Below are 20,312 nucleotides of genomic sequence, written 5' to 3'. Positions count from 1 at the left end.
TCGGCGTTATGGCGCGGATCCCATGTCCTTACAGCAGCGACTTCATCGCCGCACCGAGATCGGCGGGCGAGCGCACGGTCTTGACGCCCGCGGATTCGAGCGCCGCGAACTTTTCTTCGGCGGTGCCCTTGCCGCCGGAGATGATGGCACCGGCATGGCCCATGCGCTTGCCCGGCGGCGCGGTGACGCCGGCGATGTAGGCGACGACCGGCTTCTTGACGTGGGCCTTGATGTACTCGGCCGCTTCTTCCTCGCTCGATCCGCCGATCTCGCCGACCATGATGATGCCCTCGGTGGCCGGGTCCTTCTCGAACCGCTCGATCACCTCGATGAACCCGAGCCCGCGCACCGGATCGCCGCCGATGCCGACGCAGGTGGACTGGCCGAGACCGTTCTGCGTGGTCTGGTAGACGGTCTCGTAGGTCAGCGTGCCCGAGCGCGACACGATGCCGATCTTGCCCGGCTTGTGGATGTGGCCCGGCATGATGCCGATCTTGCACTCGCCCGGCGTGATCACTCCCGGACAGTTGGGGCCGATCAGCACCGCATCCGGATACTGGTGCCGCAACGTCGCCTTGACCTTGACCATGTCGTTGACCGGGATACCCTCGGTGATGCACACGATCACGCGAATCCCGGCGTCGGCCGCTTCGAGGATCGCATCGGCGGCGAACGGTGCCGGTACGTAGATCATCGTCGCGTCGGCGCCGGTGGCCGCCACGGCATCGTGGCAGGTGTCGAACACCGGCAGATTCAGATGCTGGCTACCGCCGCGACCCGGCGTGACCCCACCGACCAGCCGCGTGCCGTAGGCGATGGCTTGTTCGGAATGGAAAGTGCCCTGCTTGCCGGTGAAGCCCTGGCAGATGACCTTGGTGTCTTTGTTGATCAGGATGCTCATGGAATTCTCGTGAGATGTGAGCCGTGAGCCGTGAGACGCAACTGCGCCTCAGGCCTTCGCGAGCGCGACCACCGTCTTGGCGGCCTCGGTCAGATCGTCCACCGGCGTGATCGCCAGGCTGGACGCCTTGAGCATCTCGCGCCCCTTGTCCATGTTGGTACCTTGCAGGCGCGCGACGACCGGGATCTTCAGCCCCACCTGCTTGCAGGCCTGGATGATGCCTTCGGCGATCAGGTCGCAGCGCACGATGCCGCCGAAGATGTTGATGAAGATCGCCTTGACGTCGGGGCTCTTGGTGATGAGCTTGAACGCCTCGGTGACCTTCTCGGCGGTGGTCCCTCCGCCGACGTCGAGGAAGTTCGCCGGGCGACCGCCGTGCAGCTTGACGATGTCCATCGTCGCCATCGCCAGGCCCGCGCCGTTGACCATACAGCCGATGTCACCGTCGAGGGTGACGTAGTTGAGATCGAACTTCGAAGCTTCGCGCTCGCGCTCGTCCTCCTGCGAGGGATCGCGCATCTCGGCGACCGCCTTCTGACGGTACAGCGCGTTGCTGTCGAAGTTGAGCTTGGCATCGAGCGCCATCACGTCGCCGTCGGCGGTGACGATCAAGGGATTGATCTCGACCAGCGCCGCGTCGAGCTCGGTGAAGATTCGGTACAGCCCCATAAGGATCTTGGTGAACTGGTCGACCTGTGTCTTGTTCAGGCCCATGAAGAAGCCGAGCTGGCGCGCCTGGTAGGGCTGCAGGCCGGCCGCGGGATGCACGTAGACGTGCTTGATCTTCTCGGGCGTCGTCGCCGCCACTTCCTCGATGTCCATGCCGCCGGCGGCCGAGGCCATGAACACGATGCGCTCGCGCGAACGGTCGACCAGCGCCGAAACGTACAGCTCGCGCGCGATCGCGGACGGTTTTTCCACCCAGACGCTGTTGATCGGCAAGCCCTCGGCGCCGGTCTGCTTGGTGACCAGCCGCTGACCCAGCATCTTCTTCGCGGCCTCCTCGACCGCATCATGGCCCTCGACCAGCTTGACGCCGCCCGCCTTGCCGCGGCCGCCGGCATGCACTTGCGCCTTGACCACGAACTTCTCGCCACCGAGCTGTTTGGCCGCCGCGCGGGCCGCCTCGGGGCTCTCGGCGAGTTGCCCCTGCGGCACGGGAATGCCGTAGCGCGTGAAAATCTCTTTGGCTTGATATTCGTGCAGATTCATGCGGGGAGTCCTGTCATCCTGGGCGTCGGAAAGCGCGCGGCATTCTCGCTTACCGCTGTGGCAGACGCAAAAGCCGCGTTTGGACGAGGCTACGGCCGCCGCGGCCGCGACGCCGACCCGGACTCCCTAGAATGGCGGTCTTGCCCGTTGCACGACCGAACCGACGCGTTGCGATGAACATCCTCAGAATCCTCTTGCTCGTAGCCGCGGCCTGGCTGGTCTGGCGCATCGTCCGCCAGATCCGCGCCCAACTCCGGCAGCAGCCGCCGGTATCCAACGAGTTCGAGCCGATGGCGCGTTGCGCCGCCTGCGGCACTCATCTGCCGGCGCGCTCGCTCGATGCCACCGGCCGCTGCGGCCGCTGCAGTGAATGAAACGCGCGACGGCACAGCGCCGCGGCACAGCGCCGCGGCCGCGCTCGTCGACACACGCGCCGAGGACTGGCGTGTCCTCGCGGTCCTCGGCCCTTACCGCCTGCTCTTGGTCGCGACGCTGCTGACCTTGTTCCGCAGCGGATACGGTCCGGATCTGCTCGCACTGCTCGACCCGAGCGTTTTCTACAACGGCTGTCTCGCCTACGCCATCGCGGCGCTCGCGCTACTACTGCTCGGCGTCTACCGCGTTCCCGGTCTAGGCGCACAGGCGCACCTGCATCTGGCCGTCGATGCCGTGGCCATCGGCCTTTTGGTCGTCGGCGCCGGCGGCATCGCCAGCGGGCTCGGCATCCTGCTGCTGCCGCCGGTGGTCGGCAGCAGCCTGGTCATCCGGCCGCGACTGGCCGCGGTACACGCCGCCACGGCGACACTGACCTTGTTCGCCGCCGAGTTCGCACACCAACTGCAGTCGCGCATCTGGGACGCCAGCGAGTACTCGCAGGCCGGCCTACTCGGCCTGATGTTCTTCGTCTCGGGCCTCGTCGCCAATCTCGTCGCCCAGCGCGCGCGCCGCTCCGAGGCGATGGCGGCGCGCGTCGGCAGCGAGTACCTCAACCTGTCGCGCCTGTCCGAGAACATCATCGAGTCGATGCACGCGGGCGTCTGCGTGATCGACGCCGACGAGCGCGTGCGCATGGTCAACGCCGCGGCGCGGCGTATGCTCGGCGAGCCGCTTACGCCCGGCAAACCGCTCGTCGCCGTTGCGCCGACACTCGCCGCCGCGCTGCACGACTGGCGCGCCGGCCGCAACCAAAGCGCGCCGCTGCACGCCGAAGCGACCGGCCGCGAAGTCACCTGCCGCTTCACGCGCCTGGGCTGGCGCGATGACGCGCCGACGCTGCTGGTACTGGACGATGCCGCGCTGCTGCGCGAGCAAGCCCAGCAGATCAAGCTCGCCGCACTCGGCCGTCTGACGGCGGGCATCGCCCACGAGATCCGCAACCCTCTGTCGGCGATCCTGCAGGCCGGCCAATTGCTGGCCGAATCGCCCCAGATCCGCGGTGAGGACCAGCGCCTGCTGGCGATGATCCAGCGTCATGCGGGACGCATCGAGGGCATCGTGCGCAGCGTGCTGGAGCTGTCGCGGCGCGATCGCGGCCAGGCGCGCCTGATCGGCTTGCGCGATGCGCTGCTGCGCAGTGCCGCGCTCTACCGAGAAAGCCATCCGCACCGCACCCGGCCGATCGAGATCGGCGACGTCGGCGCGCACCTGCAGGTCTGCTTCGACCCCGAACATCTGCAGCAGGTGCTTTTCAATCTGTGGGACAACAGCTTCGAGCACGGCGGGCGCGGCGGGCGCGACGTGACGGTACGCGTACGCGCGAGGATCGATTCATCCGACGGCGCGATCGAGATGGAGGTCAGCGATGACGGCGTCGGCATCGATACCGCAGAACAGGAGCGCATTTTCGAGCCGTTCTTCACCACCCACGCCGGTGGCACCGGTCTGGGGCTTTTCCTGTGCCGGGAACTGTGCGAATACAATCGGGCGCGCCTGAGCCATGTCAGCGGCGGCCCGGGCGCCACGTTCCGCATCCGTTTCGCAACCCTCATCGTGCCCCGCGCCGCCACACGCCCAGCAGCCGACACGCGCCCGAGCCGGGAGGGCCTGTGAGCGCGCCCTGCGTCCTCATCGTCGACGACGAGCCGGACATCCGCGAGCTCGTGGAGATCACGCTCGCGCGCATGGGGCTGCGCACCGACGCCGCGGCCACGCTGGCGGAAGCCCGCGAGCGTCTCGCCCGCCGGCAGTTCGATGTCTGCATCACCGACATGCGCCTGCCCGACGGCAACGGCATCAGCCTGATCACCGAGATCCAGCAGCGCACACCGCACACGCCGGTCGCCGTGATCACCGCCTACGGCAATGCCGAAGCGGCCGTCGAAAGCCTCAAGGCCGGCGCCTTCGATTTCGTCTCCAAGCCGGTGGACGTGGCGGTGCTGCGCAAGCTCGTCGACACCGCGCTCAAGCTGCGTGGACCGCGCCACGACCGCGACATGGCGACGGAAGTCCTGCTCGGCGAGCACGAGAGCATCCGCCAGCTACGCCTGCTGATCGAGCGTCTGGCGCGCAGCCAGGCACCGGTGCATATCACCGGCGAATCCGGCACCGGCAAGGAGCTGGTCGCCCGCCTGATTCACGAACGCGGGCCGCGCGCCGGTAACCCCTTCGTCGCCGTCAACTGCGGCGCGGTGCCGAACGAGCTGATGGAAAGCGAGTTCTTCGGTCACCTCAAGGGCAGCTTCACCGGCGCGCACCGCGACAAGGCCGGCCTGTTCCAGGCCGCCGAGGGCGGCACGTTGTTTCTCGATGAGGTCGCCGAGTTGCCGATGCACATGCAGGTCAAGCTGCTGCGCGCACTGCAGGAGCGCCGCGTGCGCCCGGTCGGCGCCGAGGCCGAGATTCCGGTCAATGTGCGCGTGATCTCGGCGACGCACCGCGACCTCGCCGCGCTGGTACAGGCGGGTCACTTCCGCCAAGACCTGTTTTATCGACTCGACGTCATCGCCGTGCGCACGCCGCCGCTGCGCGAGCGTCCCGGCGACATCCCGCTGCTGGCGCGGCATCTGCTCGAGCGCATCGCTGCCAGAGCCGGGATTGCGATCGCGCCGACGCTCGACCGCGCGGCGCTCGAAGAACTGCAGCGCTATCCGTTTCCCGGAAACGTGCGCGAGCTGGAGAACATTCTCGAACGCGCGATGACCCTGTGCGATGGCCGAAGCATCCGCGCAGTCGACCTGCAGTTACGCATGCCCGCAACGATCGGAGGATCCGCCGGTGACCTCAAGCGACAGAAAGAGGATCTGGAACGCCAGGCGATACGCGAGGCCCTGCAGAAGACGCGCTACAACAAGACACGCGCGGCGCAATTGCTCGGCATGTCGTTCCGTTCGCTGCGATATCGCATCAAGAAGCTCGGGCTGGATCAGGAATGAGCAGCACCGCGCGGTCGGCGCGGGGGCATCGCGACGAGCGTCTGTTACACTGCTCGCAAAGGCGCCACCGATGCAGTGGCGTCACGTCATGGCATGAAGCTTGCTTCAGCAGTGGCTCGATCTGGAGGACCTGACGTTGCTCATCCATCGACCGTCCATGGCGCCACGCGGCGCGGCGACACCCAAACCGCGCGCTCTGCACCGTCGCCGCCCCGTGCCGCGCGCCCCCCGATCGGCGATCGCCTGGGCCAGTGGCGTCAGCGAGCCGGTACAGCAAGTGCTGCGCAACACCTTGCGCTCGGCCTGCGAGGTCATCGGCGCCGACGCCGGCTTCACCCTGCAGACGCGCGCCAACGGCATTCTGGAAGTCGCCTGCGCGCATCGTCTCGGTCAGACACCGCTCTTGGACGCGGTGTTCGGGCGCGCCGCCAGCGCCTTGCGTCGGGCGCTGGTGACCGGCGAGCTCGGCCTCGCCAACACCGATGGCCAGCCGCTGACGCGGGTTGGGCCGGGTGACACGACGCCCGCGGTGATCGCGCTGCCGCTCGAGCTCGGCCCCAGCGATCGCGGCGTGCTGTGCCTGATGCGCACGGGCGGCCCGCGCGAGCTGTCCGCGCTCGACCTCGAGATCCTTGGCGCGCTGGCCGATCAAACGGCTCTGGCTTTGCGCGCGGCAAACCAGGAATGCGCCTTGAGCAAGCTCGCCGCCAGCCTGCGCGCCCTCGGCCCACGGCCGGCCTAAGCCCCTATGCAGGTGCAGCAACAGCAAGCCGGCGACGAAGCCGAAGTGTTCCGGCAGGCCGTGCTGCGTCAGGTCGAGGCGCTCACCGCCGACAACCAGCGCCTGTTGCAATCGGTGGTGCGCAGCGAGCGGCGCTTCCGCACGCTGGCCAAGTCAGTCTGGCACGTGCAGGAAGAAGAACGCCGGCGTCTCGCCCGCGAGCTGCACGACGGCATCGGCCAGACGCTGACCGCACTCGCCAACCAACTCCAACGCATCCTCGACGATGCGCGCGGCGCCGGCAATCTCGGCCTCGAACACAGGCTCGCCGATGCGCTCGAGCTGACCCGCGGCTCACTGCATGACACGCGCGAGCTGTCACGCCTGCTCAGACCGACGCTGCTCGACGACCTGGGCCTCGACGCCGCGCTCAACTGGCTGGCGCGTACGCTCGGCGAACGCACCGGGCTGACGATCGAATTGCGCTCCGGCCTCGACGAGCAGCGCCTGCATCCCGATGTGGAGACCCTGGTGTTCCGCATCACCCAGGAAGCCCTGACCAACGTCATCCGTCATGCAAAGGCGCGCAGCGCACAAATCGAGTTGGAACGTCGCGGCGACGTGCTGATCCTGCGCGTCGAGGACGATGGCTGCGGCTGCGACACGCAGGCGCTCGCCGATGCCGAGCGCGCCGGCGCCTGCGGCGGCCTGCGCGGCATGCGCGACCGTGCCGAGCTGTTCGGCGGCCGCATCGACTTCAGGTCTCGGCCTGGCCAGGGCAGCGTGGTGCAGCTGACACTGACGCTGGACCCGAGCGAGCGCAACGACGATCACGGCCGATGAACCCGATCCGCCTGCTGGTCGCCGACGATCACACCATCGTGCGCGAGGGCCTGGTATCGATGCTCGAGGAAACCGGCGAATGCCAGGTCGTGGCGCAGGCCGCCGACGGCTTCGCGGCGATGGAGTTGGCGCTCAAGACCCAGCCCGACGTCGTCGTCACCGACATCTCGATGCCACGCATGTCGGGCCTGGAAGTCGTCAAGCGCGTGCGCGCCGAGCTGCCGAACACCCGCACGCTGGTGCTGACCGTGCACGAAGAGGATGAGTACATCCTGCCGATCCTGCGTGCCGGCGCCAATGGCTTTCTCAACAAGGACACCTCGGTCACCGAGCTGATGACGGCGATCAAGGCCATTCACGCCGGGCAATCCTATTTCGGCCCGCGTGCGGCCAAAGCCCTCGCCGACCGCCAGAGCCGCGGCCGCAGTATCAGCGCCGACCCGTACGACAGCCTCACCGCGCGCGAACGCGAGACCTTCCATCTGGTGATCCAGGGCAAGACCACCAAGGAGATCGCGCAGATCCTCGACATCGGCGTCAAGACCGCCGAGAACCACCGCGCGCGCATGATGGAGAAGCTGGGGCTTCGCAACACTGCGGAAGTGGTGCGTTTCGCCGCGCTGCGCGGACTGCTTTCGTGACGCACTTTGCGTCGAGCCCGTAGGCCGGCGGTCTCGCAGCACCGGGCGAACGCCCGCGGATCTGATGCCTTACGTCACGCTCGGCCCAGCCGTTATACTTGACGGGTTAGGCCGAGCGCAGCGCAGCCAGGCTCCACCGGCGCGCGTCGAGCGCGTTCGCGCCTCGCCAGACGTTTTTTCACCATCTCCTGCGAGGGGCTGTTTCCATGAGCAATCAAGGCGTGGATCCGGGCCGCAGGCGCTTCCTGACGCTGACGACCTCGGTCGTCGGCGGTGCGGGTGCGGCCGCCGCGGCCTGGCCATTTCTGGCGTCGCTGAGTCCCAGCGAACGCGCCAAGGCGCTGGGTGCGCCGGTCACGGTGGACGTGAGCAAGGTCGAGCCAGGACAGCGCATCACCGTGGCCTGGCGCGGCAAGCCGGTATGGATCGTACGTCGCACGCCGGAGATGCTCGAAACCCTGCCCAAGGTCACCGATGACCTGCGCGACCCGGAATCCCGCGAGGCGCAGCAGCCTGGATACGCGCAGAACCAGACGCGCTCGATCAAGCCGGAGATCCTGGTCATGGTCGGCTCGTGTACCCACCTCGGTTGCTCGCCGACGTTCCGTCCGGACCATCCGGCGCCGGAAATCCACAGTAACTGGCAGGGCGGCTTCTTCTGCCCCTGTCACGGCTCGATGTTCGATCTCGCCGGTCGAGTCTACAAGGGCGTGCCCGCGCCGTTGAATCTCGCCGTGCCGCCGCATCGTTACGAAGGCGACGACACCATCGTCGTCGGCGAAGATCCCACAGGAGTCGTGTGATGGCGATCGTACCCAACCCGTACAAGACCACCGGCTTTCTCGGCTGGATCGACGACCGCTTCCCGCTGACCAAGCTGTGGAAGGATCATCTGGCCGAGTACTACGCGCCGAAGAACTTCAACTTCTGGTACTACTTCGGCTCGCTGGCGTTGCTGGTGCTGGTCAACCAGCTCCTGACCGGCATCTTCCTGACGATGCACTACAAGCCCGACGCCGCGCAGGCCTGGCACAGCGTCGAGTACATCATGCGTGACGTGCCCTGGGGCAACATCATCCGCTACCTGCACTCGACCGGCGCCTCGGCGTTCTTCATCGTCGTCTATCTGCACATGTACCGCGGCCTGCTCTACGGATCGTACCGCAAGCCGCGCGAGTTGATCTGGATCTTCGGCTGCCTGATCTTCCTGTGCCTGATGGCCGAGGCCTTCGCCGGCTACGTGCTGCCGTGGGGCCAGATGAGCTATTGGGGCGCCCAGGTGATCATCTCGCTGTTCGGCGCGATCCCGGTCGTCGGCCCCGATCTGGTGGTCTGGATCCAGGGCGACTACATCCCCTCGGACGCGACGCTCAACCGCCTGTTCTCGCTGCACGTGATCGCGATTCCGTTCGTGCTGGTCGGCCTGGTCGTCGCGCATCTGATCGCGCTGCACGAGGTCGGCTCGAACAACCCGGACGGCATCGAGATCAAGAAGCACAAGGATCCGAAGACCGGCGTTCCGCTCGACGGCATCGCCTTTCATCCGTATTACACGGTCAAGGATCTCTTCGGCGTCGGCGTGTTCCTGATCATCTTCCTCGGCGTGGTGTTCTTCGCGCCCGATGGTGGCGGCTATTTCCTGGAGAAGCCCAACTTCCAGGAAGCCAATCCGCTGGTCACGCCCGAGCACATCACGCCGGCGTGGTACTTCGGTGCGTTCTACGCGATTCTGCGCGCGATCCCGGACAAGCTCCTGGGCGTGATCGGCATGGGCGCGGCGGTGCTGATCTTCTTTGCCCTTCCGTGGCTCGATCGCTCGCCGGTGAAATCGATCCGCTACAAGGGCTGGATGTTCAAGACCGCGCTGGCCGCGTTCACGATCGCCTTCGTGGCGCTGTCCTACTTCGGCATGAAGCCGCCGAGCGAGCTCGGTACCCTGGTCTCACGCGTGGGCACGATCGTGTACTTCGCGTTCTTCCTGCTGATGCCCTTCTACTCCAAGCTCGACAAGACCAAGCCGGAACCGGAGCGCGTGACCTATGAAGCGCACTAAGTCCCCCTCGATGCTCCGCGCCCTACTCGCCGCCGCGGCGCTGTCGGCCGGCACGCCGGCGCTGGCCGCCGGCGGCCACGCACCGATGCCGTACCGCTTCGAGCCCGACACCGGCAACCTCGCCTCGGTGCAGCGCGGCGCGCGCAACTTCATGAACTACTGCGCCGGCTGCCACTCGATGCGGCACCTGCGCTACTCGCGGCTGGGTGCCGATCTGGGCATTCCCGAGGAGCTGCTCGCCAAGCATCTGATGTTCACCAGCGACAAGCCCGGGGACCCGATCCTTTCGGCGATGCCGGCCGAGCCGTCGGCCACCTGGTTCGGCGCCACCCCGCCCGACCTCAGCGTCGAGACCCGCATGCGCGGACCGAACTGGGTGTACAACTACCTGATGACGTTCTATCTCGATGACAAGCGCCCGCTCGGCACCAACAACCTGATCCTGCCCGGCGCGTCAATGCCGCACGTGCTCGGCGCGCTGCAGGGTTGGCAGGTGCTAGAGACGTCGCATGCGGACGAGGCCCAAGGCGACGGACATGGCGCGCACGCCGGTCCGACGTTCAAGCGCGTCAGCGAAGGCACGCTCGGCGAAAAGGAGTTCGAAAAGTTCGTCGCCGATACCGTGAACTTCATGGTCTATGCCGCCGAACCCGGACGTGCCGACCGCATCTCGGTCGGTATGAAAGTGATGCTGTTCCTGCTCGTGTTCACGGCCCTTGCGTGGCTGCTCAAGCGCGAGTACTGGAAAGACGTCCACTAAGCGCGCGACGCGATGACCACGGCGCCGTTCATGTCAAAAACCTGCGCATGAACGGCGCCGTGTCGTTTTAGCGATGGCGATTCCGGCCAAGAGCAAGTACGTCATCGACGCCAAACCGGCGGCGCGCGCCGGTTTGACGCTGTTCTGCGCGCCGGCCGATTTTGCCTGCCTGTGGGTGCGCATCATCCTCGCCGAGAAGGACGTCGATCACGCGCGCATCGAATGGGTGCAGCGCGGTCGGCCGCATCAGGACCTGCTGCTCATCAACCCCTCGTCGAGCCTGCCGACGCTGGCCGACCGCGACGCGGTGCTGCATCCGGCCAGCATCATCGCCGAATACCTCGACGAACGTTACCCACATCCACGCATGATGCCGCCGGATCCGGCGGCGCGTGCGCGTCTGCGCATGCTGCTGATCCAGCTCGACCGGAGCTTGCTGCCGCTGGCACAGGCGATCGTCGACGCGCCGCGCGCCGCCGAGAGCAAGACCGCACGCAAACAGCTTGCCGAGCAGATCCTCGCCAGCAGGGGCCTGTTCCCGCAGCGCGGCTGGTGCCTGGGGCTGGACTTCAGCCTTGCCGACTGCGCCTGGGCCGCGCTGTTCTCCCAACTCGGCGCCCTGCAGCTCAAGCTGCCGGCGGACCCGGCGCTGCTGCGCTATGCCCAGCGGCTTTTAGGGCGTCCGAGCGTACAATCCTGCCTACGGACCTAGCGGCTTCACCACAGGCTCAGCGATGTCGACCTCCCGACGCCCTTATCTGATCCGTGCCATCTACGAATGGTGCTGCGACAACGGCTACACACCGCACGTGCTGATCGCCGCGGATTATCCGGGCGTCGCCGTGCCGCGCGAGTATGTGCAGGACAACCGTATCACGCTGAACATCAGCCCACTCGCGGTGCAGAACCTCGATCTGGTCGGCGAACCGATCTGGTTCTCGGCGCGCTTCGGCGGCCGTCCCTTCGACGTGCAGTTCCCGGCCGGTGCGGTGCTCGCCATCTTCGCACGCGAGAACGGCGAAGGCCTGATGTTCGGCGAAGTCGAGCCGCCGAATGCGCAAACGGTGCGCCCAGGCTCCGGCGCACCCGAGCCGCCCACCCCCCCCAAGCCCGGACGGCCAACCCTGCGCGTAGTCAAGTGATCGCCGCCGGTGGCGATCAGGTCATCGGATACAACTGCTCGTCGACGGCATCGCACAGGCAGTGCAGGAACAGAATGTGCACTTCCTGGATACGGGCCGTGACCGACGAGGCGGCGCGTAGCTCGACGTCGCCCGCCTGCAGCATCGACGCCACCCGCCCGCCATCGCGCCCGGTCAGGGCGATCACCCACATCCCGGCCGCGTGGGCTGCCGCGACCGCCTCGACGACGTTGTGCGAGTTGCCGGATGTCGTGATCGCGAGCAACACATCGCCGCTGCGACCGAGCGCCCGCACCTGTTTGGCGAAGACCTGCTCGAAGCTGTAGTCGTTGGCGATCGCGGTCAAGGCCGAGCTGTCGACCGTCAGGGCGATCCCGGCCAGGCCCGGGCGCTCGCGCTCGAACCGCCCGGTCAGCTCGGCGGCGAAATGCTGTGCGTCGCCCGCCGATCCGCCGTTGCCGCAGGCCAGCACCTTATGACCTGCCCGCAGCGTGCTGGCGAGGCGCCGTGCGGCCTCCGCGAGCTGCGGCAGCGCCGATTGCAGAGTCGCCTGTTTGGCAGCGATGCTGGCTTCGAAATGCGACTGCAGGCGACGTTCGAGATTCATCGGAGAGGTCGAGGCACGAACCGCCAGGCATTGTGACGCCCGCGCGCGCGGCTGCCAACGTCGACGCACCCCTGACGCCGGTCCGTCAAGCGGCATCGAAGGCGGCGCGAACCCAGTTCGCACGGCCGTCGGCGCCAAAGCCAAGGACGTCGAAGCGCACCGCACGTCCCGCATGCGCCGGGTGGGCGGCGAGAAACATCTGCGTGGCATGGACCAGACGATCCTGCTTGCGTCGGTCGATCGACTCGAGCGCGCTCGCAAAGCCAGCATGGCTGCGGGCGCGCACCTCGACGACGACCAGCGTCTGGCCATCGAGCATCACCAGATCGAGCTCACCGCCGCGGCAGCGGTAGTTGCGGCACACCAGCTTGAGCCCATGCGCGAGCAAGAGGCGCAGCGCTGCGTCTTCGGCTTGCGCGCCGCGCATCGGCTGCTCAAGGACCGCCGTCGACGCCGATGCCGTCCGCGCGCAGCTCCGCGCAGCGCAGGCGGCGGCTGATCGTGCTGCGGTCGGCCCATTCGAGCGTGCCGCTGGCGCCATCGACGCTGTCGCCGACGCGCAAGCTGCCGTCCTGCAGCGCCGCAGCGACGACGTAAGCATCGCGACCGAGCGCGTAGAGGCGCGGGTAGGCGGCCACGCTCGATGCCGACGAGGCCTGACGCCGCTCGACGGCGAACTCGCCACGGACATCGAGCATGAACGGCATGTCGCAGAAGCGCAGGCCCGCGAGTTCGGCATCACCGCGGCCGTCGTAGACCAGCGACGTCGCGTAATGCGGCAGACCGCTCGCGCGATGGAAGCGGAACTGCGGCAGCAGCACGCGCGCATCGGTGGCGCGCGCGCCGAGAAAGATGTAGTCGATGTCGGCACGGCGGCGGGGCTCGAACTCGGTGCGCACGCCCAGCGCGTTGGTCAGCGCGCGGTGCCGCGCGCGGCTCGCGGCAATGCCCATCAGCCCGGCGATCCGCTCGGATTGATCGCTGACCCCCTGACGGTAGCGCGCCGAAGCGACGACGCGACCGCCCCACTGCTCGACGCGCCGTTCGAAGGCCTCGAGTACGCGATTGCCCCAATCGCCCTCCGGCACCAGGGCGACGGCGTTGCGCAGATCGCGCGCCGCCGCGTCGTCCGCCGCCGCGCGCGCCTCGTCCTCCGGCGAAAGGCCGATCTGGAAGAAATCCTTCGGCACGACGACACCCGCGTCGAGATGATTCAGACCGAGCACCGGCACTGGCGGATGCATCATCGCCAGACGTGCGACGGACTCCTTCATCAACGGCCCGACGATGAAAGCGGCACCGTCGTCGAGCGCGCGCTGGTAGGCCGACAACAGCCGTGCGGCATCGCCGTCGACGTCGTAGATGCGCAGCTCGCGGCCATCGCCGCTGGCGAAATGCTGCGCGAGAAAGCCTTCGCGAACCGCGGCCGCCGGCGCCGCATAGGCGCCGCTCAGCGGCAGCAGCACAGCGACGGGACCCGTGCCGACGAAGCGCTGCTCGGGTACTGCGATCGGTGTCGGTTGTGCCGCCGGCGCCGTCTGCACCGACGTTGCGACCGGCTCGGGTGCCGGCGTCGGCGGCGTGCGCATCGGCATCTCTGCGGCGCAGCCGGCGAGGATCAGCACGATGCACAAAGCAGCGCCGCAGACCGCTGCCGAAGAAGGATTTGAAACCGGAGTCGAGCGCATAATGCAAAGTATGACACGCCTGTTTTTCGCACCGAGGCCGCGGTGACGCCGCCCGCGCACGCGGTCGTCCGCGGCCATCTCTACGTCGTTGCCACGCCGATCGGTCATCTGGGCGATCTGTCGCCGCGCGCGCAGGCGGTGCTCGGCGCGGTCGACCGGATCCTCGCCGAAGACACCCGCAACGCGCGCAGCCTGCTCGCGCATTTCGGCATCTCGGCGCGGCTCGTCGCACTGCACGAACACAACGAGTCGGCCGCCAGCGCCGCGCTGGTGCGCGAGCTGCGCGACGGCGCGAGCTTCGCCCTGATCTCCGATGCCGGCACACCGCTGATCTCCGATCCGGGATTCGTGCTGGTGCGTGCGGCCCGCGCCGCCGGCGTGCCCGTCGTCGCCGTCCCCGGCCCCTGCGCGGCGATCGCCGCCTTGTCCGTCTCGGGACTGGCCTGCGACCGCTTCGTGTTCGAGGGCTTCCTGCCGGCCAAACCGACCGCGCGGCGCGCGCGTCTGCAGGCGCTGCGCGACGAGACGCGCACACTGGTGCTGTACGAATCGAGCCACCGCATCGCCGACACCGCGGCCGATCTGGCGGAGATACTCGATACGCGCCCGGTGTGCCTGGCACGCGAGCTGACCAAACTCCACGAGCAGAGCATCGTGATGCCCGCCGCCGCGCTGCCCTCCTGGCTCGCCGAGGACGCCGACCGACGACGCGGCGAGTTCGTGCTGCTGATCGCCGGTGCGCCCGAGACCGCCGCCGACGATGCACAAGGCGAGCGCGTCCTGCGTGTGCTGCTGCGCGAGCTGCCGCCGTCCGCGGCGGCGCGCCTCGCCGCCGAGATCAGCGGCGCGCGCCGCAAGGACCTTTACGCCCTGGCGCTGCAAATCGCCGGCGAGCCGAACCCGGGAGACGATCATGATCCGTGAACGCCGCGCCCTCGCCGCCCTGATGCTCGCCGCGCTGGCGTGGTGGACACCGCCGTCGTCGGCCAACGAGGCCGTGGCCCGACTGCACGCGCTGTTCGAGGACGAGTGGCAACGCCTGCTGCGCGAAAGCCCGGAGAGTGCGAGCTATCTCGGAGATGCGCGCTACAACGACCGCTGGGACGATGTCTCGCCGGACGCGATCGAGCGCCGCCACGCGGCGGACCGCGCCGCACTCGCACGCCTGGACGCCATCGACCGCGCCGAGTTACCGCCCGCCGAGCAACTCAACCACGATCTGTTCCGCCATCAGTTGACGCAGCGCATCGAGGGCCACGCGCACGCGCAATTCCTGATTCCGCTGAACCAACGCGGCGGTGTGCAGACCGCCGACGAGATCCTCGACGTGCTGCGCTTCCTCGATGCCAAGGCCTACGAGGATTGGCTCGCGCGCCTACGCGCGCTACCGAAGTTGATCGATCAGACCATCACGCTGATGCGCCTGGGCATCGAAGCGCAGCGCCTGCTGCCGAAAGTGGTGATGCAGCGGGTACCGGCGCAGATCGAGAAACAGATCGTCGACGATCCGACGCAAAGCCCGTTCTATCGGCCGTTCACGCAGTTTCCCGACACGCTGCCCGCTAAGCAGCGCAAGCGCTACGCCAAAGAGGCGCAGGCGTTGATCCGCGAACGCGTGGTACCGGCCTACCGCGAGCTGCACCGCTTTTTCGTCGACGACTATCTGCCGGCCTGCCCGGACGAAGTCGGCGTGTGGAAGCAGCCGAACGGCGAAGCCTTCTACGCCTGGGCGGCGCGCCGCTACACGACCACGGCGCTCACGCCCGACGAGATCCACGCGATCGGCCTCGCCGAGGTCGAGCGCATCCGCGGCGAGATGGACGCGATCCGCGAACGGGTCGGCTTCGACGGCGATCTGCCCGCGTTCTTCGCCCACCTGCGCAGCGAAGCGCGGTTCTACTTCGACAGTGGCGAGGAGCTGCTGAATGCCTACCGGGCGCTGGCCAAGCGCATCGATCCGGAACTGCCGCGGTTGTTCGGGCGCATGCCGCGGCTGCCCTACGGCGTGCGCGCGATCCCCGACAACATCGCCCCGGACACGACGACGGCCTACTACCTGCCCGGCGCCGCCGACGGCACGCGTGCCGGCTGGTACTACGTGAATCTGTACCGGCCCGAGACGCGCCCGAAGTACGAGATGGAAGCGCTGACACTGCACGAGGCCGTCCCCGGCCATCACTTTCAGATCGCCCTCGCGCAGGAACTCGGCGAACTGCCGCAGTTCCGCAAACAGGGCTGGGGCATGACCGCCTTCGTCGAGGGCTGGGCCCTGTACGCCGAATCGCTTGGCGAAGAACTGGGGCTGTACCAGGACCCGTACGCCAAGTTCGGCGCGCTGACCTACGAGATGTGGCGCGCGGTGCGGCTGGTGGTCGACACCGGCATCCATCACAAGCGCTGGACGCGCCAGCAGGCGATCGACTTCTTCATGGCCAACGCCGCCAAGTCCGAACTCGACATCGTCAACGAAATCGACCGCTACATCGCCTGGCCCGGTCAGGCGCTCGCGTACAAGATCGGCCAGCTCAAGATCCGCGAACTGCGTTCGCGTGCCGAAAGCACGCTCGGCGAGCGCTTCGACGTACGCGCCTTCCACGATCGCGTGCTCGGCAACGGCGCGCTCCCGCTCGATCTGCTCGAGCGCGACATCGACGCCTGGATCGCAGAGCGAAAATCGTAAGGCGAACGTCCCGCCCGGGAGGGATACGCCCGCGGCGCGCCCGCACACCGAAGCGTTATGCTGCACGCACGCGAACGCGCATCCACCGGGGGCAGCATGGGCGATCGGGAACAGGGACAGTTCGGACTGCTCTGCGCACGCCGTTTCGGGCCGTTCTTCGTCACCCAGACGCTGGGCGCGTTCAACGACAACGTGTTCAAGAACGCGCTAGTGATTCTGGTCACCTTCGGCATCGCCGGACTGTCGCCGGATGAGGTGAATCTCTACGTCAATCTCGCTGCCGGCTTGTTCATCCTGCCGTTCGTCCTGTTCTCGGCGACCGCCGGCCAGATCGCCGAGAAGTACGAAAAATCGCGCCTGATCCGCGCCATCAAGCTGCTGGAAATCGTGATCATGCTGCTGGCGGTGGCCGGGCTCGTGCTCGGCAGCGTGCCGTTTCTGATGGGCGTGCTGTTCCTGATGGGTACGCAGTCGGCGCCGTTCGGGCCGGTGAAGTACTCGATCCTGCCGCAGCACCTGCACGAGACCGAGCTGGTCGGCGGCAACGCGCTGGTCGAGGCCGGCACCTTTCTCGCGATTCTGCTCGGCACCATGCTCGGCGGCTGGCTGATGGCGCTGCATGGCGGAACGCAGTGGGTCTCGGCCACCGTGGTCGTCGTCGCCGTGCTCGGCTATCTGGCCTCGCGCGGCATCCCGGCCGCACCGCCGACCGCGCCGGATCTGCACATCGACTGGAATCCGCTGACCGAGACCTGGCGCAACTTCCGCTTCATGCAGAGCAACCGCACGGTGCTGCTCGCGGTGCTCGGCATCTCCTGGTTCTGGTTCTACGGCGCGGTATTTCTTTCGCAACTGCCGAACTACACCAAGCTCAATCTCGGCGGCGACGAGACCGTCGTCACCCTGTTGCTGACGGTGTTCTCGCTGGGCATCGGCATCGGCTCGCTGCTGTGCGAGCGCCTGTCCGGGCACAAGGTCGAGATCGGCCTGGTGCCGCTGGGCTCGATCGGCCTGACCCTGTTCGGCATCGATCTGTACTTCGCCGTACCGGACACCGCACCAGCCGCCGGCCTCTCCGCCGGCGAGTTCCTCAAGGCCGCCGGCAACCACCGCGTGCTCTGGGATTTGCTGCTGACCGGCATCTTCGGCGGCTTGTACATCGTGCCTTTGTACGCACTGATCCAGACGCGCTCGGACGCCAGCCACCGCTCGCGCATCATCGCCGGCAACAACATCCTCAACGCGCTGTTCATGGTCGCTGCGGCGCTGATCGCGATCGTGCTGCTCGACGCCGGCCTGACGATCCCGCAATTGCTGCTGGTCGTCGCGCTGATGAATGCAGCGGTCGCCGTGTTCATCTACTCGCTGGTGCCCGAGTTCCTGATGCGCTTTTTGGTCTGGGCGCTGATCAACACGCTCTACCGCATCCGCAAGACCGGACTCGAACACATCCCCGACGAAGGCCCGGCGGTGATCGTCTGCAATCACGTCAGCTACGTCGATGCGCTGATACTCGGCGGCAACATCCGCCGGCCGGTGCGCTTCGTCATGTACTACAAAATCTTCCGTATCCCGGTGCTCAACTTCATCTTCCGCACGGCCAAAGCGATTCCGATCGCCGGCGCCAAGGAAGACCCGCTGCTGATGGAGAAGGCCTTTGCCGAAGTCGAGGCCGCGCTCAAAGCCGGCGATGTCGTCGGCATCTTTCCCGAAGGTGCACTCACCCGTGATGGCGAGATTCAGACCTTCCGCCCGGGGATCGAGCGCATCATCCAGGCGAGCCCGGTGCCGGTGGTGCCAATGGCGCTGCGCGGCCTTTGGGGCAGCTTCTTCTCGCGCCGCGACAGCTTCCTGAAGCGAGCGCGTCTGCCGCGACGCTTCTGGTCGCGCATCGAGCTGGTCGCCGGACCGCCGCTGCCGCCAGAGCAGGTCAGCGCCGCCGAGCTCGAAGCGCGAGTGCGTGCACTACGCGGCGAGCGCGCCTAGCACCGACCACGCCCGCTGCGTCGAACGCGATGAATCAGACGCGGTGGTAAGGGTGGTTCGCGAGTTGACTCCACGCTCGGAACAACTGCTCGGCCACGAGCACGCGCACCAGCGGATGCGGCAGCGTCAGCCGCGACAGGCTCCAGCGCTGCTCGGCACGGGCCAGCACTTCGGGCGAGTGACCGTCGGGACCACCGACGAGCAGGCAGGTGTCGCGGCCCGACTGCATCCAGCCGGCGAGCGCCCGCGCCCAGTCCGCGCTGTCGGCCTCGCGACCGCGCTCATCGAGCGCGATCACCAGGCTGTCGCGCGGCACTGCCTTGAGCAGCTTTTCGCCTTCCTGCTGCTTGATGCGAACGAGATCGGCGTTCTTGCCGCGCGGCAGTGCGGCGATCTCGACGAGTTCCAGCCGGCATTCATGCGGCAACCGGGCCGCGTAGTCGGCATAGGCCATCTCCACCCAGGTCGGCATGCGCGTGCCGACGGCAATCAGGTGGATGCGCACGGATCAGGAGCGGCGCGTGGTCGATTTCGCCGCCTTCTTCGCCTTTGCGGCCTTCTTCACCGCCGTCTGCTTCGCTGCGGGCTTGCCGGTCTTGGAGGCCTTCCTTACGGCTTTTTTTCGGGCCTGCGAAGGCGGCTTCTTCGCCGCCGCGGTTTTCTTCGGCACCTTGCCTTTCACCGTGCTCACGCTGACCGGTTCCTCGTCGACCGCCCACAGTTTTTCGAGCTGGTAGTGCGCACGCACCTGCGGCTGCATGACGTGGACGATGACGTCACCCAGATCGACCAGCACCCACTCACCGGCCTCCTTGCCTTCGATCCCCATCGGCCGGAAGCCCGCTTTCTTGGACGCGTCGACGACGTTTTCGGCCAGCGAGGCCACGTGGCGGTTCGAGGTGCCGGTACAGATCAGCATGGTGTCGGCGACCGTGGTCAACTTGCGCACGTCGAGCAGCTTGATGTCCTGCCCCTTGAGATCTTCGAGCGCGCCGATGGCGACCTTGGTCAGCGGCGTGAGGCTAGTGCGTGATGGCATCGTCGTCCTGAGTCAGCGCCGAACGGTCGGCAGGGGTCATGGCATTGAGTATCGCATCCGGTATCAAGCCGCGCACCGAGCGGTTCTGGCGCAGCAGGCTGCGAATGCGCGTGGAGGAGATGTCGAGCATCGGCGGCTCGAATACCAGCCAGTAGCCGGCCTTTGCATCGAGCAAGGCCCGCGCATCGCTCGCGCGGCGCTTCTCCAGCAACGCCCGCGCTTGCCGAGGGGGATCGAGCGCGCCGCCCGGCCGCGCAAAAACGGCGATGTGACCGAGGTCGAGCAACTCCGGCCAGCGCCGCCAGGTGTGCAAGTGACGGAAGGCATCGGCGCCCATCAGCAGCACCAGCGCCGATCGCGGAAACCGCTCGCGCAGCTCGATCAGCGTGTCGACGGTGTACGAGGGTCCGTCGCGACGCAGCTCGCAGTCATCCGGAATCAGGCCGCGCTCGCGGCGCACCGCCAGCCTGAGCCATTCCAGGCGTCGTGCGGGTGAGACGCGCGAATCGGGGCGGTGTGCCGGCTGCGCGGTGGGGACGAGCCGCACCTGCTCCAGGCCCAGCGCGTCGCGCGCTTCGATCGCCAGCCGCAGATGGCCATTGTGGAACGGAGCGAAGGCACCACCGAAGACGCCGATCGCCTTCATGCGTCAGACGCGAGGCGTAAGA

The 20,312-nt window shown here is 67.5% G+C and carries 22 protein-coding genes; 14 read left to right on the top strand and 8 right to left on the bottom strand.

What is annotated here, in order from left to right; all coding sequences use genetic code 11:
* Nucleotides 1-28 precede the first annotated feature (28 nt).
* Both sucD and sucC read right to left on the bottom strand, forming a co-directional pair.
* A complete protein-coding gene (gene sucD / locus ABSH63_RS03170; protein ID WP_352887359.1) occupies nucleotides 29-901 on the bottom strand; it encodes a succinate--CoA ligase subunit alpha in 873 nt (290 codons plus the stop codon).
* A gap of 48 nt (nucleotides 902-949) precedes the next feature.
* Nucleotides 950-2,113, bottom strand: coding sequence for an ADP-forming succinate--CoA ligase subunit beta (sucC, locus tag ABSH63_RS03165; protein WP_352887358.1), 1,164 nt, complete (start codon nucleotides 2,111-2,113; stop codon nucleotides 950-952).
* 173 nt (nucleotides 2,114-2,286) lie between these two features.
* On the opposite strand from sucC, the gene ABSH63_RS03160 reads away from it, so the two are divergent.
* The 11 genes from ABSH63_RS03160 to ABSH63_RS03110 all read left to right on the top strand — a co-directional run bounded on the left by ABSH63_RS03160 (nucleotide 2,287) and on the right by ABSH63_RS03110 (nucleotide 11,644).
* Nucleotides 2,287-2,487 (top strand): hypothetical protein, encoded by a 201-nt coding sequence (locus tag ABSH63_RS03160; protein ID WP_352887357.1) that lies wholly within the window; start codon nucleotides 2,287-2,289, stop codon nucleotides 2,485-2,487.
* Nucleotides 2,480-4,162, top strand: a complete 1,683-nt coding sequence (locus ABSH63_RS03155; RefSeq protein ID WP_352887356.1) for a sensor histidine kinase — start codon at nucleotides 2,480-2,482, stop codon at nucleotides 4,160-4,162. The genes ABSH63_RS03160 and ABSH63_RS03155 overlap by 8 nt, the downstream gene beginning before the upstream one ends.
* Complete coding sequence (locus ABSH63_RS03150; protein ID WP_352887355.1) at nucleotides 4,159-5,484, top strand: sigma-54-dependent transcriptional regulator; 1,326 nt, start codon at nucleotides 4,159-4,161, stop codon at nucleotides 5,482-5,484. The genes ABSH63_RS03155 and ABSH63_RS03150 overlap by 4 nt, the downstream gene beginning before the upstream one ends.
* 214 nt (nucleotides 5,485-5,698) lie before the next feature.
* A complete protein-coding gene (locus tag ABSH63_RS03145) occupies nucleotides 5,699-6,226 on the top strand; it encodes a GAF domain-containing protein (RefSeq protein WP_352887354.1) in 528 nt (175 codons plus the stop codon).
* Nucleotides 6,227-6,232: 6 nt separating this feature from the next.
* On the top strand, nucleotides 6,233-7,048 hold the full coding sequence (locus tag ABSH63_RS03140; protein WP_352887353.1) for a sensor histidine kinase: 816 nt from the start codon (nucleotides 6,233-6,235) through the stop codon (nucleotides 7,046-7,048).
* Nucleotides 7,045-7,689 carry a response regulator transcription factor gene (locus ABSH63_RS03135; RefSeq protein WP_352887352.1) on the top strand — a complete coding sequence of 215 codons (645 nt, stop codon included), beginning with the start codon at nucleotides 7,045-7,047 and terminating at the stop codon, nucleotides 7,687-7,689. Before ABSH63_RS03140 ends, ABSH63_RS03135 begins: the two co-directional genes overlap by 4 nt.
* Before the next feature lie 206 nt (nucleotides 7,690-7,895).
* Entirely contained in the window at nucleotides 7,896-8,492 is a 597-nt protein-coding gene (gene petA, locus ABSH63_RS03130; protein WP_352887350.1) for a ubiquinol-cytochrome c reductase iron-sulfur subunit, read from the top strand.
* Nucleotides 8,492-9,742 carry a cytochrome b gene (locus ABSH63_RS03125; protein ID WP_352887348.1) on the top strand — a complete coding sequence of 417 codons (1,251 nt, stop codon included), beginning with the start codon at nucleotides 8,492-8,494 and terminating at the stop codon, nucleotides 9,740-9,742. The genes petA and ABSH63_RS03125 overlap by 1 nt, the downstream gene beginning before the upstream one ends.
* Nucleotides 9,743-9,752: 10 nt before the next feature.
* On the top strand, nucleotides 9,753-10,502 hold the full coding sequence (locus ABSH63_RS03120; protein WP_352887347.1) for a cytochrome c1: 750 nt from the start codon (nucleotides 9,753-9,755) through the stop codon (nucleotides 10,500-10,502).
* Nucleotides 10,503-10,575: 73 nt separating this feature from the next.
* Nucleotides 10,576-11,214, top strand: coding sequence for a glutathione S-transferase N-terminal domain-containing protein (locus ABSH63_RS03115; protein WP_352887345.1), 639 nt, complete (start codon nucleotides 10,576-10,578; stop codon nucleotides 11,212-11,214).
* Between the two features lie 22 nt (nucleotides 11,215-11,236).
* On the top strand, nucleotides 11,237-11,644 hold the full coding sequence (locus tag ABSH63_RS03110) for a ClpXP protease specificity-enhancing factor (RefSeq protein WP_352887344.1): 408 nt from the start codon (nucleotides 11,237-11,239) through the stop codon (nucleotides 11,642-11,644).
* Between the two features lie 16 nt (nucleotides 11,645-11,660).
* Here the strand turns inward: ABSH63_RS03110 and ABSH63_RS03105 are convergent, their stop codons facing one another.
* From ABSH63_RS03105 to ABSH63_RS03095, 3 genes are all read right to left on the bottom strand, one after another.
* A complete protein-coding gene (locus ABSH63_RS03105; RefSeq protein ID WP_352887342.1) occupies nucleotides 11,661-12,251 on the bottom strand; it encodes a phosphoheptose isomerase in 591 nt (196 codons plus the stop codon).
* A gap of 85 nt (nucleotides 12,252-12,336) precedes the next feature.
* Nucleotides 12,337-12,678, bottom strand: a complete 342-nt coding sequence (locus ABSH63_RS03100; protein WP_352887340.1) for a YraN family protein — start codon at nucleotides 12,676-12,678, stop codon at nucleotides 12,337-12,339.
* 7 nt (nucleotides 12,679-12,685) lie between these two features.
* Nucleotides 12,686-13,876 (bottom strand): penicillin-binding protein activator, encoded by a 1,191-nt coding sequence (locus ABSH63_RS03095; RefSeq protein WP_352887339.1) that lies wholly within the window; start codon nucleotides 13,874-13,876, stop codon nucleotides 12,686-12,688.
* A 105-nt stretch (nucleotides 13,877-13,981) separates the two neighbouring features.
* On the opposite strand from ABSH63_RS03095, the gene rsmI reads away from it, so the two are divergent.
* The 3 genes from rsmI to ABSH63_RS03080 are packed head-to-tail and all read left to right on the top strand — an operon-like array spanning nucleotide 13,982 to nucleotide 18,605.
* On the top strand, nucleotides 13,982-14,863 hold the full coding sequence (rsmI, locus tag ABSH63_RS03090; RefSeq protein ID WP_352887337.1) for a 16S rRNA (cytidine(1402)-2'-O)-methyltransferase: 882 nt from the start codon (nucleotides 13,982-13,984) through the stop codon (nucleotides 14,861-14,863).
* On the top strand, nucleotides 14,853-16,619 hold the full coding sequence (locus ABSH63_RS03085; RefSeq protein ID WP_352887336.1) for a DUF885 domain-containing protein: 1,767 nt from the start codon (nucleotides 14,853-14,855) through the stop codon (nucleotides 16,617-16,619). The genes rsmI and ABSH63_RS03085 overlap by 11 nt, the downstream gene beginning before the upstream one ends.
* Nucleotides 16,620-16,676: 57 nt before the next feature.
* Entirely contained in the window at nucleotides 16,677-18,605 is a 1,929-nt protein-coding gene (locus tag ABSH63_RS03080) for an MFS transporter (protein ID WP_352887334.1), read from the top strand.
* 34 nt (nucleotides 18,606-18,639) lie between these two features.
* On the opposite strand, the gene rlmH is transcribed toward ABSH63_RS03080, so the two are convergent.
* From rlmH to nadD, 3 genes are read right to left on the bottom strand one after another with little or no spacing between them, the layout of a single operon-like run.
* Complete coding sequence (gene rlmH, locus ABSH63_RS03075; RefSeq protein WP_352887333.1) at nucleotides 18,640-19,110, bottom strand: 23S rRNA (pseudouridine(1915)-N(3))-methyltransferase RlmH; 471 nt, start codon at nucleotides 19,108-19,110, stop codon at nucleotides 18,640-18,642.
* 3 nt (nucleotides 19,111-19,113) lie between these two features.
* A complete protein-coding gene (gene rsfS / locus ABSH63_RS03070; protein ID WP_352887331.1) occupies nucleotides 19,114-19,644 on the bottom strand; it encodes a ribosome silencing factor in 531 nt (176 codons plus the stop codon).
* Nucleotides 19,628-20,290 (bottom strand): nicotinate-nucleotide adenylyltransferase, encoded by a 663-nt coding sequence (nadD, locus tag ABSH63_RS03065; RefSeq protein ID WP_352887329.1) that lies wholly within the window; start codon nucleotides 20,288-20,290, stop codon nucleotides 19,628-19,630. Before nadD ends, rsfS begins: the two co-directional genes overlap by 17 nt.
* Between the last annotated feature and the right edge of the window lie 22 nt (nucleotides 20,291-20,312).

Source organism: Sinimarinibacterium thermocellulolyticum (genome assembly GCF_040327995.1).
Classification (GTDB): domain Bacteria; phylum Pseudomonadota; class Gammaproteobacteria; order Nevskiales; family Nevskiaceae; genus Solimonas; species Solimonas thermocellulolyticum.
The sequence above is the reverse complement of the archived record's forward strand: the minus strand, read 5'-3'. Positions and strand labels throughout refer to the sequence as shown.